Source organism: Rahnella variigena (genome assembly GCF_003610915.1).
Lineage (GTDB): Bacteria > Pseudomonadota > Gammaproteobacteria > Enterobacterales > Enterobacteriaceae > Rahnella > Rahnella variigena.
Genome location: NZ_NSDJ01000001.1, coordinates 1,198,798 through 1,221,263, shown reverse-complemented (window position 1 = coordinate 1,221,263; position 22,466 = coordinate 1,198,798). Strand labels below are relative to the sequence as shown.

The 22,466-nt window shown below is 52.6% G+C and carries 26 protein-coding genes; 14 read left to right on the top strand and 12 right to left on the bottom strand.

The window, feature by feature from the left end:
* Window positions 1-45: 45 nt before the first annotated feature.
* The 3 genes from rpsI to zapE all read right to left on the bottom strand — a co-directional run bounded on the left by rpsI (window position 46) and on the right by zapE (window position 2,366).
* Complete coding sequence (gene rpsI, locus CKQ54_RS05700; protein WP_013577238.1) at window positions 46-438, bottom strand: 30S ribosomal protein S9; 393 nt, start codon at window positions 436-438, stop codon at window positions 46-48.
* Window positions 439-454: 16 nt separating this feature from the next.
* Window positions 455-883, bottom strand: a complete 429-nt coding sequence (gene rplM / locus CKQ54_RS05695) for a 50S ribosomal protein L13 (protein WP_013577239.1) — start codon at window positions 881-883, stop codon at window positions 455-457.
* Window positions 884-1,229: 346 nt separating this feature from the next.
* A complete protein-coding gene (zapE, locus tag CKQ54_RS05685) occupies window positions 1,230-2,366 on the bottom strand; it encodes a cell division protein ZapE (protein ID WP_120162158.1) in 1,137 nt (378 codons plus the stop codon).
* 285 nt (window positions 2,367-2,651) lie between these two features.
* Here zapE and zapG point away from each other — a divergent pair, with 285 nt between their 5' ends.
* The 3 genes from zapG to degS all read left to right on the top strand — a co-directional run bounded on the left by zapG (window position 2,652) and on the right by degS (window position 5,729).
* Complete coding sequence (gene zapG, locus CKQ54_RS05680) at window positions 2,652-3,053, top strand: Z-ring associated protein ZapG (RefSeq protein WP_013577242.1); 402 nt, start codon at window positions 2,652-2,654, stop codon at window positions 3,051-3,053.
* A 153-nt stretch (window positions 3,054-3,206) separates the two neighbouring features.
* Window positions 3,207-4,574 carry a serine endoprotease DegQ gene (gene degQ, locus CKQ54_RS05675; protein ID WP_112288381.1) on the top strand — a complete coding sequence of 456 codons (1,368 nt, stop codon included), beginning with the start codon at window positions 3,207-3,209 and terminating at the stop codon, window positions 4,572-4,574.
* An 87-nt stretch (window positions 4,575-4,661) separates the two neighbouring features.
* The gene (degS, locus tag CKQ54_RS05670) at window positions 4,662-5,729 is read left to right on the top strand and encodes an outer membrane-stress sensor serine endopeptidase DegS (RefSeq protein ID WP_112288380.1); all 1,068 of its coding nucleotides are present in this window, start codon (window positions 4,662-4,664) and stop codon (window positions 5,727-5,729) included.
* Window positions 5,730-5,801: 72 nt separating this feature from the next.
* Here degS and murA read toward each other — a convergent pair whose 3' ends face one another.
* From murA to mlaF, 7 genes are all read right to left on the bottom strand, one after another.
* A complete protein-coding gene (murA, locus tag CKQ54_RS05665; RefSeq protein WP_112288379.1) occupies window positions 5,802-7,061 on the bottom strand; it encodes a UDP-N-acetylglucosamine 1-carboxyvinyltransferase in 1,260 nt (419 codons plus the stop codon).
* A 67-nt stretch (window positions 7,062-7,128) separates the two neighbouring features.
* The gene (gene ibaG / locus CKQ54_RS05660) at window positions 7,129-7,383 is read right to left on the bottom strand and encodes a BolA family iron metabolism protein IbaG (protein WP_013577246.1); all 255 of its coding nucleotides are present in this window, start codon (window positions 7,381-7,383) and stop codon (window positions 7,129-7,131) included.
* Window positions 7,384-7,556: 173 nt separating this feature from the next.
* Entirely contained in the window at window positions 7,557-7,850 is a 294-nt protein-coding gene (gene mlaB, locus CKQ54_RS05655) for a lipid asymmetry maintenance protein MlaB (protein ID WP_112288378.1), read from the bottom strand.
* Complete coding sequence (gene mlaC, locus CKQ54_RS05650) at window positions 7,847-8,479, bottom strand: phospholipid-binding protein MlaC (RefSeq protein WP_112288377.1); 633 nt, start codon at window positions 8,477-8,479, stop codon at window positions 7,847-7,849. Before mlaC ends, mlaB begins: the two co-directional genes overlap by 4 nt.
* Window positions 8,480-8,520: 41 nt before the next feature.
* On the bottom strand, window positions 8,521-9,087 hold the full coding sequence (gene mlaD / locus CKQ54_RS05645; RefSeq protein ID WP_120162159.1) for an outer membrane lipid asymmetry maintenance protein MlaD: 567 nt from the start codon (window positions 9,085-9,087) through the stop codon (window positions 8,521-8,523).
* Window positions 9,088-9,090: 3 nt separating this feature from the next.
* Entirely contained in the window at window positions 9,091-9,888 is a 798-nt protein-coding gene (mlaE, locus tag CKQ54_RS05640) for a lipid asymmetry maintenance ABC transporter permease subunit MlaE (protein WP_112288375.1), read from the bottom strand.
* Between the two features lie 15 nt (window positions 9,889-9,903).
* The gene (mlaF, locus tag CKQ54_RS05635) at window positions 9,904-10,707 is read right to left on the bottom strand and encodes a phospholipid ABC transporter ATP-binding protein MlaF (RefSeq protein WP_120162160.1); all 804 of its coding nucleotides are present in this window, start codon (window positions 10,705-10,707) and stop codon (window positions 9,904-9,906) included.
* A 307-nt stretch (window positions 10,708-11,014) separates the two neighbouring features.
* Between mlaF and CKQ54_RS05630 the strand changes: the two genes are divergently transcribed.
* From CKQ54_RS05630 to npr, 11 genes are all read left to right on the top strand, one after another.
* Window positions 11,015-11,992, top strand: a complete 978-nt coding sequence (locus CKQ54_RS05630) for a calcium/sodium antiporter (protein WP_120162161.1) — start codon at window positions 11,015-11,017, stop codon at window positions 11,990-11,992.
* A 19-nt stretch (window positions 11,993-12,011) separates the two neighbouring features.
* Complete coding sequence (gene kdsD, locus CKQ54_RS05625) at window positions 12,012-12,998, top strand: arabinose-5-phosphate isomerase KdsD (RefSeq protein WP_112288372.1); 987 nt, start codon at window positions 12,012-12,014, stop codon at window positions 12,996-12,998.
* 16 nt (window positions 12,999-13,014) lie between these two features.
* A complete protein-coding gene (gene kdsC, locus CKQ54_RS05620; protein ID WP_113876727.1) occupies window positions 13,015-13,581 on the top strand; it encodes a 3-deoxy-manno-octulosonate-8-phosphatase KdsC in 567 nt (188 codons plus the stop codon).
* Window positions 13,578-14,147 carry an LPS export ABC transporter periplasmic protein LptC gene (gene lptC / locus CKQ54_RS05615; RefSeq protein ID WP_112288370.1) on the top strand — a complete coding sequence of 190 codons (570 nt, stop codon included), beginning with the start codon at window positions 13,578-13,580 and terminating at the stop codon, window positions 14,145-14,147. Before kdsC ends, lptC begins: the two co-directional genes overlap by 4 nt.
* Entirely contained in the window at window positions 14,125-14,682 is a 558-nt protein-coding gene (lptA, locus tag CKQ54_RS05610) for a lipopolysaccharide ABC transporter substrate-binding protein LptA (protein ID WP_112288369.1), read from the top strand. Before lptC ends, lptA begins: the two co-directional genes overlap by 23 nt.
* 5 nt (window positions 14,683-14,687) lie before the next feature.
* The gene (lptB, locus tag CKQ54_RS05605; protein WP_112288368.1) at window positions 14,688-15,413 is read left to right on the top strand and encodes an LPS export ABC transporter ATP-binding protein; all 726 of its coding nucleotides are present in this window, start codon (window positions 14,688-14,690) and stop codon (window positions 15,411-15,413) included.
* Window positions 15,414-15,515: 102 nt separating this feature from the next.
* The gene (rpoN, locus tag CKQ54_RS05600) at window positions 15,516-16,949 is read left to right on the top strand and encodes an RNA polymerase factor sigma-54 (RefSeq protein ID WP_120162162.1); all 1,434 of its coding nucleotides are present in this window, start codon (window positions 15,516-15,518) and stop codon (window positions 16,947-16,949) included.
* Between the two features lie 23 nt (window positions 16,950-16,972).
* Window positions 16,973-17,260 carry a ribosome hibernation promoting factor gene (hpf, locus tag CKQ54_RS05595; RefSeq protein WP_013577259.1) on the top strand — a complete coding sequence of 96 codons (288 nt, stop codon included), beginning with the start codon at window positions 16,973-16,975 and terminating at the stop codon, window positions 17,258-17,260.
* 98 nt (window positions 17,261-17,358) lie between these two features.
* The gene (gene ptsN / locus CKQ54_RS05590) at window positions 17,359-17,841 is read left to right on the top strand and encodes a PTS IIA-like nitrogen regulatory protein PtsN (RefSeq protein ID WP_192878634.1); all 483 of its coding nucleotides are present in this window, start codon (window positions 17,359-17,361) and stop codon (window positions 17,839-17,841) included.
* A 67-nt stretch (window positions 17,842-17,908) separates the two neighbouring features.
* A complete protein-coding gene (gene rapZ / locus CKQ54_RS05585; RefSeq protein ID WP_013577261.1) occupies window positions 17,909-18,763 on the top strand; it encodes an RNase adapter RapZ in 855 nt (284 codons plus the stop codon).
* Window positions 18,760-19,032 (top strand): PTS phosphocarrier protein NPr, encoded by a 273-nt coding sequence (npr, locus tag CKQ54_RS05580; RefSeq protein ID WP_120162163.1) that lies wholly within the window; start codon window positions 18,760-18,762, stop codon window positions 19,030-19,032. The genes rapZ and npr overlap by 4 nt, the downstream gene beginning before the upstream one ends.
* A gap of 190 nt (window positions 19,033-19,222) precedes the next feature.
* On the opposite strand, the gene CKQ54_RS05575 is transcribed toward npr, so the two are convergent.
* Both CKQ54_RS05575 and CKQ54_RS05570 read right to left on the bottom strand, forming a co-directional pair.
* Window positions 19,223-21,142, bottom strand: coding sequence for a BglG family transcription antiterminator (locus CKQ54_RS05575; protein WP_120162164.1), 1,920 nt, complete (start codon window positions 21,140-21,142; stop codon window positions 19,223-19,225).
* A gap of 88 nt (window positions 21,143-21,230) precedes the next feature.
* Entirely contained in the window at window positions 21,231-22,430 is a 1,200-nt protein-coding gene (locus CKQ54_RS05570) for a lactonase family protein (RefSeq protein WP_120162165.1), read from the bottom strand.
* Between the last annotated feature and the right edge of the window lie 36 nt (window positions 22,431-22,466).

Sequence of the window (22,466 nt, the reverse complement as noted above, 5' to 3'; positions counted from 1 at the left end):
CGCTGATTTTCGTGCCGAAGCACTGAGCTGCAAAGCAGCAGAAAATTAACGTTTGGAGAACTGAGGACGACGACGTGCTTTACGCAGACCGACTTTCTTACGTTCAACCTGACGAGCATCACGAGTAACGAAGCCAGCTTTACGCAGTTCGCCACGAAGATTTTCGTCATATTCCATCAGTGCACGGGTAATACCGTGACGGATAGCACCAGCTTGACCGGAGATACCACCACCTTTAACGGTGATGTACAGGTCGAATTTCTCAACCATGTCGACCAGTTCCAGTGGTTGACGAACTACCATGCGGGCAGTTTCACGACCAAAGTACTGTTCCAGGCTACGCTGGTTAATTACGATGTTACCACTACCCGGTTTGATGAAAACACGAGCGGCGGAGCTTTTGCGGCGACCAGTGCCGTAGTATTGATTTTCAGCCATTGCCTATAATCCCGAATTAAATGTCAAGAACTTGCGGTTGTTGCGCCGCATGAGTGTGCTCGTTACCCGCGTAAACTTTCATTTTGCGGTACATTGCACGACCCAGCGGGCCCTTTGGCAACATGCCTTTAACCGCGAGTTCGATCACGCGTTCAGGACGGCGAGCGATCATCTCTTCAAAGGTCGCTTGCTTGATACCACCGATGTGGCCGGTGTGATGGTAATAAATCTTGTCGTTACGCTTGTTGCCGGTTACAGCAACTTTTTCTGCGTTCAGAACGATGATGTAATCACCAGTATCAACGTGCGGAGTGTATTCCGCTTTATGTTTGCCACGCAGACGGCGAGCCAGTTCAGTGGCCAGGCGACCTAAGGTCTTGCCGGTAGCGTCAACTACGAACCAGTCACGTTGTACGGTTTCCGGTTTAGCTGTAAAAGTTTTCATTAAAAGCTTACCCAATTAAAGTTACACGTTGGCGAACACCCAAACGCCTATATGTTTTTATAAACCACATAAGAACCCAGGTTTATAAAATAAGTATTGGAGGTTCACACGACCATCGTCCAGCAAACCTACCCCTTCGAATAGCCAATGCTGGCACTTATAAAGTTTCGGGAAAAAAACTTTGTAGTAACGTGGGGTCGCAAGATTATAGAGAAGTCTCCTGCAAAGATCGAACCCTTTTTCGACGAAAAGGAAGATTTCCTTCACGACAGCAGAAGGGTTCGCCATGCAGAATGTACTGCGTGTTCTTATATCACAAATCGAGCAAAATATAATCAGCTAAAAATCACGGCAGATGCGGTCGCTTGAGGTATTCCTCACTTTGCATTTCCTGCAGACGGGACAGGCAGCGCTGATACTCGAATTTCAGCCGTTCGCCCTGATAAATCTCAAACATCGGTGCCGCAGCAGAAACCACCAGTTTGACATGACGCTCATAAAACTCATCCACCAGAGCCAGAAAACGTCGCGCCGAATTTTCATTGTCCGCCTTCATCACCGGCACATTGTGCAGCAGCACGCTGTGATAGATTTTTGACAGCGCAATGTAGTCGAGCTGGCTGCGCGCCTCTTCACAAAGCGTATGGAATTCTATCGCCAGCACGCCATCGACGGCGGCAATCGCCCGCATCGGGCGGTGATTCACTTCCAGCGTGACCGCCTCAGTACCCGCCGAACCGCTGTGATTACCGGTCAGTTTTCCCAGCATACTTTGCATGGCGGCCGTCGTATCCCCGCCCGCCGGAGTCAGCCATAAATTGGCCTGAGTCAGCGTACGCAGGCGGTAATCAATCCCGGCATCCACATTCAGGACATCGCAATATTCTTTAATCAGATCGATAGCTGGCAGGAAACGCGCGCGTTGCAGGCCGTTCCGGTAAAGCGAGTCAGGCGGAATGTTGGACGTGGCGATTAACGTGATCCCACGTGCGAACAGCGCCTGTAGCAATGTCGCCAGCAGCATCGCGTCGGTGATATCCGAGACAAAAAACTCATCGAAACACAGCACGTCGGTTTCCGCTTTGAAACGGTCGGCAATCACTTCCAGCGGATCTTCCTGCCCCTGGAGCTGCGTCAGTTCTTCGTGAACGCGCAACATAAAGCGGTGAAAGTGGAGACGAAGTTTGCGCTCGCCCGGCAGACTGTGGAAAAACAAATCCATCAGCCAGGTTTTGCCGCGCCCGACGCCACCCCACATATATAAGCCCTGAACCGGGCGTTGCGTGGTTTTTGGCGCACTTTTGCCAAACAGTCGCCCAAGCAAGCCACCCCGGCTGGTCGCAGGTTCTGCCGCCGGACGGGAAGATAAGGCCTGATAAATAGCGTCGAGCTGGGCAACAGCCTGTTTCTGAACCGCGTCCGGCTGGAACTCGCCAGCATCAACGGCGTTCTGATAAACGAAAAGTGGTGATTTGGGTTGCATCTTAGTTAACGTCCCTGAGAAAAAAATTTTAAGTTTTTCACGTCGTTTAGCCGCTTTTTTGCCGTAGGTTCGCCGCTTTTCCCGGCTGTCTGTGTGCTAAAAAACCATCAGACGGCAGCGATTTTCCCGGCAGGATTCCACTCTGACAAGGTTAACGGTTATAGTGGAGCTATTGCATGACGAATGCGTGTGACAATTACGTTAAAACCATTGTGTAAAAAAGTTAAGTCATAAAAGTTACGTGAAAAAGCCCTGCGGGACAACGAAGTCAAAATAGGAGTCATTATGACCTGGGAGTATGCACTCATTGGATTAGTGGTCGGTATCGCGATTGGTGCGGTAGCGATGCGCTTTGGTAATCGTAAATTACGTGATCAACAAGTCATGAAAAACGAACTGGAGAAAAGCAAAGCCGAACTCGACGAATACCGTCAGGAGCTGGTGGGTCATTTTGCCCGCAGCGCAGAGTTGCTCGATAACATGGCGACAGATTACCGTCAGCTTTATCAGCATATGGCGAAGAGCTCCAACAATCTGCTGCCTGATATGCCAGAGCAGGATAATCCGTTCAACTATCGCCTGACCGGTTCTGAAGCCGATAACGATCAGGTGCCGGTACAAATGCCGCGTGATTATTCTGATGGCGCATCGGGTTTGTTGCGTGGCGAGCGTCCGGTTCGTAAATAACAGACGCTCCTGCCTGCATTATACTCTTTATGCAGGCGTATTTACGGCACATGTTCCGTGCATGTGCCGTTCTCAAGCCCCTTCCCGTGCAGTGAATCATCGTTCTATTGTCCATAACTGACGTCCCTTACAGAAAGCGAGAGAGTTATCGTGATGAAGAAAAAGTCATTTTTGCTCAGTGTGTTAGCTGTTAGCCTTGGATTAACTTTCGCTTCTGCGCCTATGGCGAATGCTGCTTTACCGACACAAGTTCAGGGACAACCTTTGCCAAGCCTGGCACCGATGCTGGATAAAGTGCTGCCGGCCGTCGTGGGCGTTCAGGTTTCCGGCACGCAGCCGCCAAGTGCGGATGTGCCACCGGAATACAAATTCTTCTTTGGTCAGCAAGATCCAGAGCCAAATGCAGGGCCACAGCCTTTTGAAGGTCTGGGCTCGGGCGTTATTATTGATGCCGCTAAAGGCTACGTGCTCACCAACAATCACGTCGTGAATAACGCTGACAAGATCAGCGTTCAGCTCAACGATGGCCGCGAATATAAAGCCAAGCTCATCGGTAAAGACGATCAGTCTGACATCGCCGTCATCCAGCTGATCGATGCGAAAAATCTCACACAAATCACCATGGCTGATTCAGATAATCTGCGCGTGGGCGATTTTGCGGTCGCCGTCGGCAACCCGTTCGGGCTCGGTCAGACCGTGACGTCCGGTATTGTGTCTGCTCTCGGTCGCAGCGGCCTGAACCTTGAAGGGCTGGAAAACTTTATTCAGACCGATGCCTCGATTAACCGCGGCAACTCCGGCGGTGCCCTGCTCGACCTGAAAGGTGAACTGATTGGCATCAATACCGCCATTATTTCTTCCCAGGGTGGCAGCGTTGGTATCGGCTTTGCTATCCCGGTGAATATGGCGAAAAACCTCAGCCATCAGCTGATTGAATTTGGCGAAGTGAAACGTGGCCTGCTGGGGATCCGCGGCAGTGAAATGACGGCGGAACTGGCACAGGCATTTAAACTCGACAGCCAGCGTGGCGCATTCGTCAATGAAGTGCTGCCTGATTCGGCGGCAGCAAAAGCCGGGATTAAATCCGGTGACGTGCTGGTCACACTTCAGGGCAAAAAGCTGAGCAGCTTTGCAGAATTACGTGCAAAAGTCGGTACCGCCGGTCCGGGCGTTACGATGCAGATTGGTTTGCTGCGCGATGGCAAACCGATGACCGTGAACGTCACGCTGGATAAAAGCCCGGCCGTGGAAGTCAGCATTGAGAAACTCAATCCTGCCTTGCAGGGTGTGACACTCAGCGATCCGGCAGATAAAAATGCTAAAGGCGTGCATGTCGATGACGTGAAGAAAGGCACACCGGCTGATCAGATAGGTCTGCAAAAAGACGATGTGATTATCGGCGTAAACCGTGAGCCGCTTGAGAATCTTGCCGCCTTCCGCAAAATTCTGGAAAGCAAACCGGACCTGATTGCGCTGAGCATTGTGCGTAAAGGGCAGAATATCTACTTATTCATGCCGTAAAGCGTTGAAAATCGGACGCAGGTGCTGCTGCGTCCGATTAACTCATGCTATTCTTCCCTCACTTTTTATCTCGCATCCCATACACCCATGTTTGTTAAGCTATTGAGATCCGCTGTTATCGGCCTGATTGTTGCTGGCATTTTGCTGGCGGCGGTACCTATGTTGCGTAAAAACATCACAGACCCGCTGTTCGAACGCAATTTCACCCAAACCAGCGAAGAACCTGTCAGCTATAACTCGGGCGTTCGTCACGCGGCTCCTGCCGTCGTGAACGTCTATAACCGCAACATGGGCAACAGTTCGCAAAACGAACTGGCCATTCGCACGCTGGGTTCCGGCGTTATCATGAATGACAATGGCTATATCCTGACCAACAAACATGTCATTAATAATGCCGATCAGATCATCGTGGCGCTACAAGATGGCCGCGTATTTGAAGCCTTGCTGGTGGGTTCTGACAGCCTGACTGACCTGGCTGTACTCAAAATCAACGCCGGTAATCTGCCGGTGATCCCGATTAATTCACACCGGACTCCGCATGTCGGTGATGTCGTGATGGCGATTGGTAACCCGTATAACCTCGGGCAGACCGTCACACAAGGCATTATCAGTGCCACCGGTCGTATCGGTCTGAGCCCGTCCGGTCGCCAGAACTTCCTGCAAACCGATGCCTCAATCAACCAGGGGAACTCCGGCGGTGCGCTGGTGAACTCACTGGGTGAGCTGATGGGGATTAATACGCTGTCATTTGACCAGAGTAATGACGGTGCGACGCCGGAAGGCATTGGCTTTGCAATCCCGACAGCGCTGGCCACCAAAGTGATGGGCAAGCTTATTCGTGATGGTCGCGTCATTCGCGGTTATATCGGCATCAGCGGCCGCGAGGTATCGCCTCTGCACGGGCCGAACAGCGGACTGGATCGCATTCAGGGGATTGTGGTTAATGAAGTCACCCCGAACGGTCCGGCGGCAAATGCGGGTATGCAGGTGCGCGATGTGATTGTTAACGTGAATAATAAACCGGCTGTTTCCGCGATTGAGACGATGGATCAGGTTGCGGAAGTCCGCCCTGGCACGGTGATCCCAGTTAAAATCATTCGGGACGGCCAGCAGCTGACCTTGCAGGTCACCGTGCAGGAATATCCTGATCACTGATAGCCGTTGAACACACAAAAAAAGCCGGAAAGGTCTCCCCTTCCGGCTTTTTTATTGCGTCAGGCTCAGGAATTACTCGCCTTTAAAACGCTCGATTTTTGCACCCAGCTGACGCAGTTTATCTTCGATACGCTCATAGCCACGATCAATGTGATAAATACGGTCAACGACGGTCACGCCTTCTGCGATACAACCGGCCAGAACCAGGCTGGCGGAAGCGCGCAAATCGGTCGCCATCACCTGAGCGCCAGACAGTTTTTCAACGCCATGACAAATCAGAGTGCTGCCTTCGATTTCAGCGTGAGCGCCCATACGGATCAGCTCAGGAATATGCATGAAACGGTTTTCGAAGATGGTTTCAGTGATAACACCTGTGCCTTCAGCCACCAGGTTCAGCAGGCTGAACTGTGCCTGCATGTCAGTCGGGAAGCCCGGATGCGGCGCAGTACGGAACGTTACCGCTTTGGCACGTTTGCCATGCATGTCGAGACTGATCCAGTCTTCGCCCACTTCGATTTCAGCGCCAGCTTCACGCAGTTTCGCCAGAACGGCATCCAGCGTATCAGGACGGGCTTCACGGCAGACAATTTTGCCACCGGAAATCGCCGCCGCCACCAGGAAAGTCCCGGTTTCAATACGGTCAGGCACTACGCGATAAACACCGCCACCCAGACGTGCAACGCCTTCGATGGTAATTCTGTCGGTGCCCGCGCCGGTGATTTTCGCGCCCAGCGTATTCAGGAAATTCGCAGTATCAACGATTTCCGGCTCACGTGCGGCGTTTTCAATAATGGTGGTGCCTTCGGCCAGTGTGGCGGCACTCATGATGGTGACTGTCGCGCCAACGCTGACTTTATCCATCACGATGTGTGCGCCTTTCAGCCGACCGTCTACGGACGCTTTCACGTAGCCTTCTTCCAGCACGATCGTTGCGCCCAGTTGTTCCAGACCGGTGATGTGCAGGTCAACAGGACGTGCGCCGATAGCACAACCGCCCGGCAGGGAAACTTCGCCACGACCAAAACGCGCCACCAGCGGACCCAGCGCCCAGATGGAAGCACGCATGGTTTTCACCAGATCGTACGGCGCACAAAACTCGTTTACCGCACTGGCATCCACAAAGACCGAACCGTTACGTTCGATTTTGGTGCCCAGCTGGCTCAGCAGTTTGATGGTGGTATCGATATCTTTCAGGTGAGGAACGTTCTGGAGTTCAACAGGTTCTTCAGCAAGCAGTGCGGCAAACAAAATAGGAAGTGCTGCATTTTTTGCACCAGAGATAGTGACTTCGCCGCTTAGACGAGTCCCACCCTGTACACGAAATTTATCCATTATGACTGCTCTCTATTCATTTAAACGACAGGTCAGATATGAGGAAGCTGCCGGAACTCCGGCAGTCTTATAAACCGCTCAGTTTACGGTCACGCGCCCATTCTTCAGGGGTATAAGCCTTGATAGACAGTGCGTGGATTCGGTTGTCGGCGATGTATTCCATCAGCGGGGCGTAAACGGTCTGTTGTTTTTTCACGCGGCTCATGCCATCAAACATCGCACCAACGACAATGGCCTGAAAATGACTGCCATCGCCAGTAATGTGGGCTTCGTCCAGTGCCAATGCGTTCATCAGCACATCTTTAATTTCACTCGTTTCCATAGGGGATCTATTCTTCTGAAGAATCATAACAGCCCGATATCTTATAGGGATCGGCGCAATTCTTAAACCACGAAAAAGCCCCTGAGCAAGAGTTTCGCACAGGGGCTTTGGAGAGCGTCAGGCGACGGTACGTCTTCAGCCGCCTAACTTACCGGAACTGCTGGCTTATTTGCTCAGGCAGCCGGAATAATGTCCTGCAGATTGTAGAGCGCAATCAGAGTATTCAGTCTGTCGGTGATACCAGCCACCGTCAGAGAAACGCCCTGCTGGCTGGCCTCTTCACGCAAATGCACTAACAGCGCCAGACCGGAAGAATCCACACGCTCCAGCCCGGAAACATCCAGACAGGTAATCCCGGACATCAGCTTTTTGCGCGCATCCCAGAAGGGGACCAGCGTTTCGCGATCCAGTTCACCGTGCAACGTCAGTCGCGGCGGCTGCGATTCCCAGCGCAATGCTTCACTCATTTTTTATCCAGGGTAATCGGTTCTGCAGCAGCTTGTTTCAGACGCGCAGTCAGACCATCAATCCCTTTCTGACGCAGGATATCCGCCCATTCGTTTTGCTTGGTCGAAATCATACTGACGCCTTCGGCGATCATGTCGTATGCCTGCCATTCGCCGGTACGGCTGTTTTTACGCCACTGGAAATCCAGACGTACTGGCGGACGACCGTTCGGATCGGTAATGGTCACGCGGATAGCAATGATGTCTTTATCTGCGTAAGACTGTTCCGGCTGTACGGTATAATTCTGGCCGTTGTACATCGCCAGCGCCTGACCATAAGCCTGTTGCAGATAGTCAGAGAACGCGGCGAAATACGCCTCACGTTGTGCAGGGGTCGCCTGTTGATAGTAGCGACCTAACACCAGCGCACCGGCGTATTTGATCTGCACGTACGGCAGCAGTTCTTCACGCACGATCTGGCGCAGGTAGTTAGGATCCTGCTTGATTTTCGGCTGTTCGGTTTTGAGGCGGGTGAAGGTTTTGTTCGCCGCTTCATTCATCACGCTGTAAGGGTTGGTTTTATCAACCGCGGCATTGGCCAGCGGAGCCATAACCACCAGCAGTGCGGCGATCACTAAACGTTTAAACATAATCATTTCCTCTTTGATGGAGAATCCGTAGTAGCAAGTTCTTAATGAGCAGCCGGTTGTGGAGCCGTGTTAGCGTCTGGCGCAGGGGCAGAATCGCCCGCGGGTGCTGCGGTCGCAGACCCTGCATCCGGATCCGCTTTCCCGTCGCCGCTCTTATAAAGGAACTGGCCAATCAGGTCTTCGAGAACCAGCGCCGATTTGGTGTCCTGAATGACGCCACCGTTTTTAAGGATAGTCGTTCCCATGTCAGGGTCTTCAAAACCAATGTTCAGCGCCAGGAATTGCTCGCCCAGTAAACCCGAGGTGCGGATAGCCAGCGTACTGGTACTCGGGATCTGGTTGTACTTCTGGTCAATATCCATTTCTACGCGTGGGGAATAGTTTTTATCAAGCGATATGCTGCTGACGCGACCAATCACCACACCGCCGACTTTGACCGGAGAACCGCTTTTCAGGCCGCCGATATTGTCGAAGTCCGCAGAAATGCGGTAAGTCGGGTCAGAGCCGATAGAACGGATGTCGGCCACTTTCAGGCACAGGAATAACACCGCAATCAGTGCGATGATCAAAAATGCGCCTACCCAGATTTCACTCTTTTTCGTTTGCATGGTTTAATTTCCAAACATCAGTGCTGTCAGCACAAAATCCAATCCCAGCACCGCCAGTGACGAATGCACCACAGTACGTGTCGTTGCCCGGCTGATCCCTTCGGACGTCGGTATCGCATCATAGCCATTGAACAACGCAATCCAGGTCACGGTGATAGCGAAAACAAGGCTTTTAATCAAGCAGTTAAGCAGGTCAGTCCGCCAGTCTACGGAAGTTTGCATCGCTGACCAGAAGAATCCGCTATCGATGCCTTTCCAGTCCACGCCGACCAGCGATCCGCCCCAGATCCCGACTGCGACAAAAATCGCCGTCAGCAGAGGCATGGAAATCAGGCCAGCCCAGAAACGCGGTGCCACAACGCGGCGCAGCGGATCGATAGCCATCATTTCCAGACTGGAAATTTGCTCGGTGGCCTTCATCAGCCCCAGCTCAGCGGTCAGGGCTGAACCCGCACGACCAGCAAACAGCAGCGCCGTCACCACAGGACCCAGCTCACGCAGCAGGGAAAGCGCCACCATCATACCGAGGCTGGCCTCAGCGCTGTAGGTGGTTAAAATCAGGTATCCCTGCAAGCCCAGTACCATGCCGATAAACAGGCCGGAAACCAGGATGATCAGCAGGGAAAGCACGCCAACGCTGTAGAGCTGCTTGATCAGCAGCGGCCATTGTTTGGCAAATTGCGGCTTACCGACCAACGCCCGAAAGAGCATCAGACCGGCACGGCCAAAAGACGCACAGGTGTTTATTCCACGGCGCCCGACAGAGGCTAAGGCCCTATTTATTTTCAAAACAAGGTACATTTATCAGGAACTCCATTATCCGAGCAGCTCGGTTTTGTAATCACCGGCAGGAAAACGGAAAGGCACCGGTCCGTCGGCAATACCGTCGAGGAACTGGCGAACTCGCGGATCAGGGTTATTTTGCAATTCCTCTGGTGTACCTTCAGCAATGACATGCTGTGCCGCCACAATATACGCATAATCCGCAATACTGAGTACTTCAGGTACGTCATGAGAGACGACGATACACGTCACGCCCAGCGCATGGTTAAGTTCATCGATAAGCTTCACCAGCACGCCCATAGTGATCGGATCCTGACCCACAAAAGGCTCATCAAACATGATGAGTTCCGGATCAAGCGCAATCGCACGCGCCAGCGCTACACGACGCGCCATCCCGCCAGACAACTCAGCAGGCATCAGGTCGCCGGCACCGCGTAACCCTACCGCTTCGAGTTTCATGGTCACGGTGCTGCGCAGCAGTTCTTCCGGTAATTTACTGTGCTCACGCAACGGAAATGCCACATTCTCGAACACGGTCAGGTCAGTAAACAATGCACCGGACTGAAACAACATGCTCATTTTCTTGCGGGATTCGTACAGCTTACGGCGTGACAACGTCGGAATGTTGTCTCCGTCGAACCAGATTTCCCCACGACTGGGCGCAAGCTGCCCGCCGATCAGGCGCAGCAAGGTGGTTTTACCGATCCCCGAAGGCCCCATAATGGCGGTGACTTTGCCGCGTGGCACGGTCATATTGATCTCTTCGAAAATGGGACGATCGCCGCGCACGAAGCTCATGCCCTTGATCTCAACCAGATTCGATTCGCTTTGACTCATTCAGTTTATCCCTTCGGAATACTTTCGCTAAGAATACGTCTGACCCAGATGGGGTGTCGTATAACTTTGGTATTTTTACAAAAACTTACCCCGGTTTCGTTACCAAAGTTGCCATCGTTTTACTTTTCCGCCCCAGACGGTCAAAATCGATGAATTATCATTTTAAATTAAAAGCCTTCATCGTCTAACATACAGGAACCTGCAGGCCTTGTTTTCAGAGAAAATGTTGCCTTAGCTCATGTTGACGAAGGAATCGCCTGCCTGCAAAGGCAACGAACCTCGCATTATACCCAATAAAGGATGTTTCATGCTTCTCGCTATCGTACTGATGATTGTCGGCTTGTTACTGTTAGTTTACGCCGCCGATCGTCTGGTGTACGGAGCCGCAGTGTTGGCACGCTCAATAGGCATACCTCCGCTGGTGATTGGCATGACCGTCGTCGGCGTCGGAATATCTCTCCCGGAACTGGTGGTTTCTACCACAGCCGCCATCAATGATCAGATGGATTTGGCCGTCGGAAACGCAATTGGTTCGAATATCATTAATATTCTTCTGATTTTGGGCGGTGCAGCCCTGATTCATCCACTTTCCGTTCGTTCTGATATATTACGCCGCGAACTCCCTTTATTGTTACTGGTCACAGCACTCTGTGGTTTTGTGCTAAGTGACGGAGAACTCAGCCGGTTTGACGGCATTCTGCTGCTGGCCAGTGCCGCCGTGTTTATGATGCTGGTGATAAAAATCGCCCGCGCGGCCGAAAAAGAAGGGCTGGATACGCTGACGTACGAACAGATGTCCGAACTTCCTCAGGACAGCAGCAACACCGTGGCATTTCTGTGGCTGGCACTGGGCTTTATCATCATGCCGCTGGCGTCGGGCATGATTGTCGACAACAGTACAGTGATTGCCCGTTACTTTGGCGTCAGCGAACTGGTGATTGGCCTGACGGTCATCGCCATCGGCACCAGCCTGCCGGAACTCGCGACGTTTATCGCCGGTGCCATTAAGGGCGAAGATGATATCGCACTGGGCAATATCATTGGTGCGAATATTTTTAATACCTGTCTGGTGCTGGGATTACCCGCGCTGGTTGCGCCAGGCTCGTTCAACCCGGACGCGTTTCATCGCGATTACTGGGTCATGCTGGCGGTCAGTATCGTGCTTTCCGGGCTGTGCCTGATGCGTAAACACCGTATCGGCCATCTCGCCGGCGCACTGTTACTGTGTGGATTTATCGCCTATATGGCGGTTCTGTTCCTGTTACCGGACAGCATTGCCTTCTGAACTTTGTCAGGAACTGACTATGGCTAACGTTAACTTCGCCTCCGACTTTGATTTTCAGGCCGTCGGGCGTGATGTGCTGAAAACAGAACGTGAAGGACTTGAGCAGTTAGATCAATACATTAACGGCGATTTTACCCGTGCATGCGAAAAAATCTTCGCCTGCAACGGCAAAGTCGTCGTGATGGGCATGGGCAAATCCGGCCACATTGGTCGCAAGATGGCAGCGACCTTTGCCAGCACCGGCACACCGGCTTTCTTTGTCCATCCGGGCGAAGCCAGCCACGGTGATCTGGGCATGGTGTCGAAACAGGACGTTGTGATCCTGATTTCCAATTCCGGCGAAGCACATGAAATTCTCGGGCTGATCCCGGTACTCAAACGTCTGGACATCACGCTTATCTGCATGACGTCTAATCCGGAAAGCACCATGGGCAAAGCGGCTGATGTGCATCTTTGCGTGAAAGTCCCCAAAGAAGCCTGCCCGCTGGGTCTGGCACCGACCAGCAGCACCACGGCGGTATTGGTCATGGGCGATGCGCTGGCGGTGGCTTTACTGGAAGCTCGCGGTTTCACACCCGAAGATTTCGCCCTTTCCCATCCGGGCGGAGCACTGGGTCGCAAGCTCTTACTGCGCGTGAGCGATATCATGCACACCGGTGATGAAATTCCGCATGTCAGCCGTGACGCTTCTTTGCGTGATGCCTTGCTGGAAATCACCCGCAAGAATCTCGGCATGACGGTTATCTGCAACGATCTGATGCGAATCGAAGGTATCTTTACCGATGGTGATTTACGCCGCATCTTCGATATGGGCGTTAACATCAACGAAGCCTCGATTGCCGATGTCATGACGACCGGGGGTATCCGCGTCCGCCCTTCTCTTCTGGCGGTGGATGCGCTGAATTTAATGCAGGAAAAAAACATAACCTGCGTGATGGTTGCTGATGGTGACCAGTTGCTGGGTGTGTTACATATGCACGACATGCTGCGCGCTGGCGTAGTTTAATTGAGGAATCCCCTGAATGAGTAATAGCGCAGCCCTGGTGGAAACTTGCTACGGTCCGGTCAGCACGCAAGTGCTGGAACGGGCGAAAGCTATCCGCCTGCTGATTTGCGATGTAGATGGCGTGATGTCTGATGGCCTGATCTACATGGGAAATCAGGGAGAAGAGCTGAAAAGTTTTAACGTTCGCGACGGTTACGGTATCCGCTGCCTGCTGACTTCGGACATTGAGGTCGCGATTATTACAGGCCGCAATGCGAAATTACTGGAAGATCGCGCTGAAACCCTCGGTATACGCCACTTGTACCAGGGACAATCGGATAAGCTTTTGGCCTTCCGCGAACTGTTAGATACACTGTCTTTGCGGGCCGAAGAAGTGGCCTACATCGGTGATGACCTGATCGACTGGCCGGTTATGGCTGAAGTTGGTCTTTCCGTGGCCGTTCAGGACGCGCATCCCATCCTGTTGCCGAAAGCGCATTATGTCACCCGAATTGCCGGCGGACGTGGTGCAGTACGCGAATTGTGCGATTTGATTTTACTGGCACAGGGTAAGCTGGAGGACGCCAAAGGGCTGTCGATATGAGTAAAACAAGACTTTGGATTATTCTGGCGCTGACAGCCATCGTTCTGGTGCTGATCGGCTGGTCAATGTCTGACAACAGCGATGACGTCCAGCCGGCGGTCAACGATCAGGATCCGACCTACCAGAGCTCCCACACCGTCACGATGGTGTACGATCCGCTGGGTAGCCTGACGTATAAACTGGTTTCAGATCAGGTGAAATATTACACCACTGATCAGGTGACATGGTTTACTAATCCGGTAGCGACCATGTACGACAAGAACAAAGTCCCGACGTGGGTGCTGCATTCTGACAAGGCCAAGCTGACTCAGGATAAAATGCTCTATCTTTACGGGCATGTGCAGGCAGACAGCCTGACACCTGAGACTTCTCAGTTGCAAAGAATCAAAACGGACAATGCACGGGTTAACCTGACGACACAGGACGTTGCCTCAGATGATGAAGTAACGCTTTATGGCACAGGTTTTACATCTAACGGCATGAAAATGCGTGGTAATCTGCGTGATAAAACAGCAGAGCTGATCGAAAAGGTAACGACCTCTTATGAAATTCAAAGCAAAAAATAAAATCCGTAATCTCCTCATCGTCAGCTCATTGTTAGCCGTCAGCGTTCCGGCATTCGCCCTGAAAGATGACACGACCAAACCGATTACCATTGATTCGGCTAATCAGGCGCTGGACGTGAACACCAATACCGCGACCTTTACCGGTAATGTGGTGGTAAACCAGGGTACGATCCAGGTTAAAGCGGACAAAGTTGTCGTCATTCGCCCGCAAGGCGTTTCCGGCAAAGAAGTGGTTGAAGGTTACGGTAACCCAGTGACCTTCTATCAGATGCAGGACAACGGCAAGCCGGTAAAAGGCCATGCGCAGAAAGTCCGCTATGAAGTGGAAAACGATCTGGTGACCCTGACCGGTAATGCTTACCTTGAACAGCTCGACAGCAACGTGAAAGGCGACCGTATTACTTATCTGGTGCAGAAACAGCAAATGGAAGCCTTCAGTGATAAAGGCAACCGTGTGACGACCGTTCTGGTTCCTTCGCAGCTGCAACAGAAAACACCTGCAGCGGCGGGCCAGCCGACCAAAAAGAGTAACTGATTTTTATGGCTAAATTAATCGCAGAGAATCTGGCAAAAGCCTACAAAGGCCGCAAGGTCGTTGAAGATGTCAGCCTGATGGTCAACTCCGGCGAAATCGTCGGGTTATTAGGGCCAAACGGTGCCGGTAAAACTACGACGTTTTACATGGTCGTCGGCATTGTGCAGCGTGATGCAGGCCGTATTATCGTCGATGACGAAGACATCAGCTTGTTGCCATTGCATACCCGCGCCCGTCGCGGTATTGGCTATCTTCCTCAGGAAGCGTCCATTTTCCGCCGCCTCAGCGTGTTTGATAACCTGATGGCCGTGTTGCAGATCCGCGACGATCTGAACAAAGAACAGCGTAACGATCGTGCCAATGAACTGATGGAAGAGTTCCATATTTCTCATTTGCGCGATAACCTCGGTCAGTCACTGTCCGGTGGTGAACGCCGTCGTGTTGAAATCGCCCGTGCGCTGGCGGCGAACCCTAAATTCATCCTGCTGGATGAACCGTTCGCCGGTGTTGACCCGATTTCAGTTATCGACATCAAAAAAATCATTGAGCATTTGCGTGACAGTGGCCTCGGCGTACTGATCACCGACCATAACGTTCGCGAAACGCTCGACGTGTGTGAACGCGCTTACATCGTCAGTCAGGGCAAGTTAATCGCCCACGGCACGCCAGCCGATATTCTTGCTGATGAACAAGTTAAACGCGTTTATCTTGGTGAAGAATTCCGTCTGTGATCTGTGCCGCCGGAACCGTGCCTGTTTCGCCTTAAAATGAAACAGGCCGTCTCTGACAGAAGTGTTGCCGTTTTCACTCATCAACGGAAATAAAGCCAAGATATGAAGCAAGGTTTGCAACTCAGATTCAGCCAACAACTGGCAATGACTCCACAGTTACAACAGGCCATCCGCCTGTTGCAATTGTCCACGCTTGAGCTCCAACAGGAGATCCAACTCGCGCTGGAGAGCAACCCTCTGCTGGAACAAACCGACCTTCATGAAGAAATCGACTCGGTAGAAACCACCGACAGCGAAGGGTTAGATACCCGCGAAGCGCTCGAGCAAAAAGACATGCCCGAAGAGCTGCCGCTGGATGCGACCTGGGATGAAATCTATACCGCGGGCACGCCTTCCGGCACCGGTAATGATTACAGCGACGACGAGCTGCCGATTTATCAGGGTGAAACCACCCAGACTCTTCAGGATTACCTGATGTGGCAGGTCGAGCTGACGCCGTTCTCAGATACTGATGCGGCGATTGCGACGTCCATTGTCGATGCGGTCGATGACACCGGTTACCTCACCGTTTCTCTTGACGACATTCTGGAAAGCATCGGGGATGAAAACGTCACGATGGACGAAGTGGAAGCCGTGCTCAAACGCGTACAGCGTTTTGACCCGGTCGGCGTGGCCGCGCGCGACCTGCGCGACTGCCTGCTGATCCAGCTTTCCCAGTATGCGACCGACACGCCTTTCATCACCGAAGCCCGTCTTATCATCAGCGAACATCTGGATTTGCTGGCGAACCATGATTTCCGCGCACTTATGCGATCAACCCGGTTAAAAGAAGATACACTGAAAGGAGCGATGCTCCTGATCCAGTCTCTTGATCCGCGTCCGGGCCAGTCGATCAACACCGGCGAATCCGAATACGTGATCCCGGATGTGCTGGTGCGCAAAGTGTCAGGAGTCTGGACGGTTGAACTCAATTCGGACAGCATTCCGCGTCTGAAGATTAACCAGCAGTACGCCGCGATGGGGAATTCCGCACGCAGCGACAGCGACGGGCAGTTTATCCGCAGCAATCTGCAGGAAGCCAAATGGTTAATCAAAAGCCTGGAAAGCCGTAACGACACGCTGTTGAAAGTCACGCGCTGTATCGTTGAGCAGCAGCAGGCGTTCTTTGAACTGGGTGAAGAATTTATGAAACCTATGGTGCTGGCCGATATCGCCAGCGCCGTAGAAATGCACGAATCGACGATTTCACGCGTCACGACGCAGAAGTTTCTGCACAGCCCGCGTGGCATTTTCGAACTGAAGTATTTCTTTTCCAGCCATGTCAGTACAGACAGCGGCGGCGAGGCATCGTCAACCGCCATCCGGGCGCTGGTGAAGAAATTAATCGCAGCGGAGAATCCTGTAAAACCGCTCAGTGACAGTAAGTTAGCGACCCTGCTTTCCGATCAGGGAATTATGGTTGCACGACGAACCGTCGCCAAATACCGAGAGTCTTTGTCCATCCCGCCCTCAAACCAACGTAAACAGTTAGTTTGACCTCAACAGAGAAGGAAGACATTATGCAGCTCAACATTACCGGACATCACATTGAGATCACGGATCCCCTGAGAGAGTTCATCACGTCGAAGCTGGCCAAGCTAGAGCAGTATTTCGACAGGATTAATCAGGTGTATGTGGTGTTGAGCGTGGAAAAGGTGCAAAAAGTTGCCGAAGCGACTTTGCATGTGAATGGAGGCGAGTTACATGCCACCTCGGAACATCAGGATATGTACGCAGCGATTGACGGACTGGTTGATAAACTGGCCCGCCAGCTGAATAAACATAAAGACAAACTGAAACAGCACTGACATTCATGTAGCCAACCCTGTGCTACAAACCTTCGGGCATCGGCTTGTGACCTTCGGGAAACGAGCCGATATAGCTTTAAGGGTGAAACAGCGCAAAAGTGAAAGATGACATGATCAACGATATAGCAATGCAATTAACGTCGGTGCTTAATGCCGAATGCACCAAAAGCGGCGTTCATTGCGCCAGCAAAAAACGCGCACTGGAAATCATCAGCGAACTGGCCGCCAGACAACTGAATTTGTCGCCACAGGTGATTTTCGACGCTATTTTGACCCGTGAACGCATGGGCAGCACCGGGATCGGTGCCGGGATCGCCATCCCGCACGGTAAGCTGGAAGAAGATACGTTACGTGCCGTCGGCGTGTTCATTCAGCTGGAACAACCGATCGCTTTTGATGCCATCGATAATCAGCCGGTAGACTTACTTTTTGCCTTGCTGGTACCGGCAGATCAATGTAAAACCCATTTACATACATTATCTTTGGTGGCTAAGAAATTAGCTGATAAAACAGTGTGTCGCCGCCTTCGTGGTGCGCAGAGCGATGAAGAACTGTTCCAGATAATGACTGAAAACGAATAAATTGCTGATTCCCGGTACGGTGCCGGGAAAATGAATTCTGAACACTGAATGCCAGGGGAGTGACACCATGGTGCTGATGATTGTCAGCGGCCGTTCCGGTTCCGGGAAATCGGTTGCCCTACGGGCATTGGAAGACATGGGTTTTTACTGTGTGGATAACCTGCCGGTGGTGTTATTGCCGCAGCTTGCCCAGACCCTCGTTGAACGTAATACGTCAGCGGCCGTCAGCATCGACGTGCGTAACATGCCGGAAACCCCGGAAGTTTATGAGTACGCGATGTCACAACTGCCGGAGAGCTTCTCACCGCAGCTGTTGTTCCTTGATGCCGACCGCAACACGCTGATCCGCCGCTACAGCGACACCCGTCGTCTGCACCCGCTTTCCAGCAAAAATCTCTCCCTCGAAAGTGCCATTGATGAAGAAGCCGACTTGCTCGAGCCTCTGCGTTCGTCTGCTGATCTCATCATCGACACGTCCGAAATGTCCGTTCACGAACTGGCAGAAATGCTGCGTACCCGCCTGCTGGGTAAACGCGAACGTGAACTGACGATGGTCTTCGAATCCTTTGGTTTCAAACACGGCATTCCGATTGATGCAGATTACGTGTTCGACGTACGTTTTCTGCCGAACCCGCACTGGGATCCGAAACTGCGTCCGATGACCGGCCTCGACAAACCCGTGGCGGCGTTCCTCGACCGTCATACCGAAGTGCACAACTTTATCTACCAGACCCGCAGCTACCTTGAACAATGGCTGCCGATGCTGGAAACCAACAACCGCAGCTATCTGACCGTCGCCATTGGTTGTACCGGCGGTAAACACCGTTCGGTGTATATCGCAGAGCAACTGGCCGACTATTTCCGTTCCCGCGGGAAGAACGTGCAATCCCGCCATCGCACGCTGGAAAAACGTAAATCATGACGGTAAAACAAACGGTAGAAATCAAAAACCGGTTAGGGATGCATGCCCGTCCGGCGATGAAGTTGTTTGAACTGGTGCAGAGCTTTAAATCAGAAGTGATGCTGCGCAACGGCACAGGCATTGAAGCGGAAGCCAGCAGCGTGATCGCGCTGCTGATGCTTGATTCCCCGAAAGGTCAGAAAATCGAAATCGAAGCCACCGGCCCCGATGAAGAACAGGCGCTGACGGCAGTGGTAAATCTGATCAATTCAGGATTTGACGAAGACTAAGCCCCTTCACTCGTAGCCATAGTCATTGGCGTTGCAGCAAGCGAGAGACAAATCGGTCAGGAACCGATTTGAACAGCGCTCGCGCTGGCCCGCAGGGTGAGCCTCAGGTACGAGGCTCATTAATCCCGATGAGCTGACATCAGTCAGTGATTCGGGTGAACGAACGCCGCTGCGGCGTCAAGGACGCAGGCTAAATGCGGCTTAAACAGTCGATTGCAATGGCCTTGAAGCTTTCAAAATTCTCACTGCTCAGCAAACGGCTCATCGACCGTTCCCGCACAAACGTCACGAACAAATCGTAAATCGCCATCGCTTCTTCGTAATCCGCCTTACTGATCGCCAGCAGGAAAATCACGTGCGCGGTTTCCCCTTCTCCCCAGGCAATGCCCTGCGGCGAGAGCAGCGTAATCACCACGGTTTTCTTCGCCAGCAGTCCCAGAGAGTGCGGCAGCGCAATCCCCTCGCCCAGCATGGTTGAGACAATCTCCTCACGCTCGACCACCGACGGGTAAAACGCCTGATCGACATATCCTTCTTCTTCCAGCTGTGAACACACATGGCGGAACAATTCCGCCTGCGTCATCGGCTCGTTGACGATCATGAAGTGTTTTTCGTCGAAGAATTTTTCCAGCATATACGGGCGCGTACGATCGACCAGCACCAGCTTACCGAGCTGTTCCATCTGGTATTCGGTCGGGAAAGGCGACAACACCACCACCGGCTTATTCTTCTCGGTGATGCGGGCGTTGGAAATAATAAAATCTTCGTCGATATGCTCCAGCTGCTCGTAATCACGCAGCGAAACCACCTGTTTCATCACCAGTTGCGGATACTTACGGTTAATCTGTGCCTGGATCATGCGGATGGTTGAATTGCCGGTGTCGCACACCAGCATCACCTGCGGATGCCGCTGGTAACCGATATTGTAATGCCGCTCCAGCCCGACGCCGATATGCAGCACCAGAAAACCAATCTCGTTTTCACTCAGCGTATAGGGCGTGTATTTTCCCCAGCTGGAGACCGCCGCCAGCGTGACGTCATAGGCCATCGGGTAATGCTGTTTGATATTGTTCAGCAGCGGATTCGGGATATTTATCTGATATTTCACCCGCGTAATCATGGTCTTAATGTGCGTTAGCAGGTCAGCACGCAGTTGCTTATCGCCCTGCAAATCATAGTTATAGTGCGAATTGATATACGACAGAATGTAATCGACCAGCGCTTCGTCATCGTCGGCATTAATGTCGGTCGGCAGAATTTGCTGCACGCGGCGGGCGGCGATATTTACCCGCAGATAAGCTTCCTCAGAGGCCGGAATTTCCTTGCCGACCAGATTTCTGAGCTCAGCCGCCAGACGCACGGAAACCTGCTTCACCGCCGGGTCTCCGTCTTCTGCATCAAAATCGGTCAGCGGATAACCGCCGGTAATGCGTTTGATCGCCACCGCGCAGTACAAGATCAGATACTGCTCGCCCTCATCGGTCAGCTGAACAGAAGACTGCGTCAGCACCTGATGCATAAAGCGTGTCAGCGGCACCAGCGCTTCCGGCTCCAGACTTTCCGCCTTCAGCAGCGGATTCGCCTGTTCTTCGGCATCCAGCTGGAACAGCAGATCGGTCAGACAGGCGCGGATCGCCAGTTCTGCACCGAACAGTTTCATACCGTAGCGCGGTTTGGTTTCGATATTCAGGTGATAGCGAGCCAGATGCTCCCTCACCTCAGCCATATCATTTTGCAGGGTTCCCCGGCTGACAAACCATTCATCGGCCAGATCTTCCAGCTTCAATGAAAAAGCTGAGGTCAAAAAGCGGATCAGCAACGTTTTCACCCGCTCAGCGGCAGTGCGCGGCGTCGGATTCGGTTTGCGTTGCGTCGATTGCTGTAACGTTGAGAAAAGCGTCTGATCGTCAATCCGCAGCTGATACCCGCTGCCACGGTTGTGAACAAACGTCGCACCAAAATCGGCGATGATTTCATTCAGCGCAGTAATATCGGCACGCACCGTGCGCGTCGAAACGGACAGACGTTTTGCCAGTTCATCCTGAGGAAGGGTTTCGGTTTGCAGCGCATCAAACAGTTGCGCCAGACGTTGATTGGGAAATCTCACCATTGTTCTTCCATATTATTGCGGATACGCCCTCTGCGCAGTCACCGGTAAAGTTTCCACGCAGATGGTTTAGTTCAGACGCAGTACGTTATCAGGGCGCAATCACCATCTGTGACGGACTGCCCACAGCCACATAATCATCAACGAATGACAGTTTGCCGTTTTCGCCAGAAACCTTGAATCTGGTGATGTTATCGCTTCGTTGATTCATTGCGTAAATATATTTGCCGTCCGGTGACAACGTCAGCGTTCGTGGATAATCGCCACGCGTCCAGGTTTCATCACTCCAGGTCATTGCGCCTTCGCCGGTCACATTAATCTGCGCGATGCTGTTATGCAGACGGTTCGCCACGTACAGATGCCTGCCGTCTTTGCTCAGCACAATCCCTGCCGCAAAGTTGGTGCCTTTGAAACCGGCCGGCAGCGATGACAGACTGTGCAACTCCGTCAGCGTGCCTTGGGTGGTATCAAAGCGATAACTGGTCAGGGTAGAGGATTCCTCGTTGATCAGGAAAACCACTTTACCGTTCGGATGGAACACAAAATGGCGCGGTCCTGCCCCTTCTGAAGAGGCCTTGATGAACGGCGGATCGTTGGCCTCCAGCACGCCGGTTTCGCTGTTGAGTTTCCACTGATAGATCCGGTCAAGTCCGAGATCGGTGGAGAACACAAATTTGCCGGAAGGATCGGTGGCGATCATATGTGCGTGCGGCCCGTTATGGTCGCTGATGGCAAAACTGCCTTCCGCCGCCGCTGCAGGTTTGCCTGCCCCCGCCGGACCGGAATCCTGCTGGCTGTGGCTGGCTTCACTCAGCTTTCCGCTGGCATCCACCGGGAACACCGCCACCACGCCGCTGATGTAGTTCGCCACCAGCAAATGATCACCTTTTGGCGTCAGCGACAAATACACCGGCCCTGCACCCTGCGAATCCACCTGGTTAATCAGCGTGAGGCTGCCGTCTTCCGGCGCAATGCGGTAGGCCGCCACAGCGCCATGTTTGCCGCCGTTGTAATTATCAATTTCACTGCCGATAAACAGCGTTTTGCCGTCGTGGCTGAGCACCATCTGCGCCTGATTCGGCAGCTGGCTGGCGAGCGTTTTATCACTCAGCGCGCCGGTTTTCGGATCGAATTTAAAGCGGTAGACACCTTCCCCGTTCGGGTTGTAGGTGCCGACGTAAGCAAAATAAGGAGTCGTCGAAGTCATTGTTTTTTCTGCTGCATAGAGCGGCATGGCAGACACTGCCAGCATCGCGGAGGTTAAACCTGAAATCAGAAACCAGTTTCTCATACATTTCCTCAGAATTTGGGATATCAGACAAACGAG

Excerpts from the sequence above, each read along its gene's own strand:
- rpsI (WP_013577238.1), bottom strand. The coding sequence starts at position 438 with ATGGCTGAAAATCAATACTACGGCACTGGTCGCCGCAAAAGCTCCGCC.
- rplM (WP_013577239.1), bottom strand. The coding sequence starts at position 883 with ATGAAAACTTTTACAGCTAAACCGGAAACCGTACAACGTGACTGGTTC.
- zapE (WP_120162158.1), bottom strand. The coding sequence starts at position 2,366 with ATGCAACCCAAATCACCACTTTTCGTTTATCAGAACGCCGTTGATGCT.
- zapG (WP_013577242.1), top strand. The coding sequence starts at position 2,652 with ATGACCTGGGAGTATGCACTCATTGGATTAGTGGTCGGTATCGCGATT.
- degQ (WP_112288381.1), top strand. The coding sequence starts at position 3,207 with ATGAAGAAAAAGTCATTTTTGCTCAGTGTGTTAGCTGTTAGCCTTGGA.
- degS (WP_112288380.1), top strand. The coding sequence starts at position 4,662 with ATGTTTGTTAAGCTATTGAGATCCGCTGTTATCGGCCTGATTGTTGCT.
- murA (WP_112288379.1), bottom strand. The coding sequence starts at position 7,061 with ATGGATAAATTTCGTGTACAGGGTGGGACTCGTCTAAGCGGCGAAGTC.
- ibaG (WP_013577246.1), bottom strand. The coding sequence starts at position 7,383 with ATGGAAACGAGTGAAATTAAAGATGTGCTGATGAACGCATTGGCACTG.
- mlaB (WP_112288378.1), bottom strand. The coding sequence starts at position 7,850 with ATGAGTGAAGCATTGCGCTGGGAATCGCAGCCGCCGCGACTGACGTTG.
- mlaC (WP_112288377.1), bottom strand. The coding sequence starts at position 8,479 with ATGTTTAAACGTTTAGTGATCGCCGCACTGCTGGTGGTTATGGCTCCG.
- mlaD (WP_120162159.1), bottom strand. The coding sequence starts at position 9,087 with ATGCAAACGAAAAAGAGTGAAATCTGGGTAGGCGCATTTTTGATCATC.
- mlaE (WP_112288375.1), bottom strand. The coding sequence starts at position 9,888 with ATGTACCTTGTTTTGAAAATAAATAGGGCCTTAGCCTCTGTCGGGCGC.
- mlaF (WP_120162160.1), bottom strand. The coding sequence starts at position 10,707 with ATGAGTCAAAGCGAATCGAATCTGGTTGAGATCAAGGGCATGAGCTTC.
- CKQ54_RS05630 (WP_120162161.1), top strand. The coding sequence starts at position 11,015 with ATGCTTCTCGCTATCGTACTGATGATTGTCGGCTTGTTACTGTTAGTT.
- kdsD (WP_112288372.1), top strand. The coding sequence starts at position 12,012 with ATGGCTAACGTTAACTTCGCCTCCGACTTTGATTTTCAGGCCGTCGGG.
- kdsC (WP_113876727.1), top strand. The coding sequence starts at position 13,015 with ATGAGTAATAGCGCAGCCCTGGTGGAAACTTGCTACGGTCCGGTCAGC.
- lptC (WP_112288370.1), top strand. The coding sequence starts at position 13,578 with ATGAGTAAAACAAGACTTTGGATTATTCTGGCGCTGACAGCCATCGTT.
- lptA (WP_112288369.1), top strand. The coding sequence starts at position 14,125 with ATGAAATTCAAAGCAAAAAATAAAATCCGTAATCTCCTCATCGTCAGC.
- lptB (WP_112288368.1), top strand. The coding sequence starts at position 14,688 with ATGGCTAAATTAATCGCAGAGAATCTGGCAAAAGCCTACAAAGGCCGC.
- rpoN (WP_120162162.1), top strand. The coding sequence starts at position 15,516 with ATGAAGCAAGGTTTGCAACTCAGATTCAGCCAACAACTGGCAATGACT.
- hpf (WP_013577259.1), top strand. The coding sequence starts at position 16,973 with ATGCAGCTCAACATTACCGGACATCACATTGAGATCACGGATCCCCTG.
- rapZ (WP_013577261.1), top strand. The coding sequence starts at position 17,909 with ATGGTGCTGATGATTGTCAGCGGCCGTTCCGGTTCCGGGAAATCGGTT.
- npr (WP_120162163.1), top strand. The coding sequence starts at position 18,760 with ATGACGGTAAAACAAACGGTAGAAATCAAAAACCGGTTAGGGATGCAT.
- CKQ54_RS05575 (WP_120162164.1), bottom strand. The coding sequence starts at position 21,142 with ATGGTGAGATTTCCCAATCAACGTCTGGCGCAACTGTTTGATGCGCTG.
- CKQ54_RS05570 (WP_120162165.1), bottom strand. The coding sequence starts at position 22,430 with ATGAGAAACTGGTTTCTGATTTCAGGTTTAACCTCCGCGATGCTGGCA.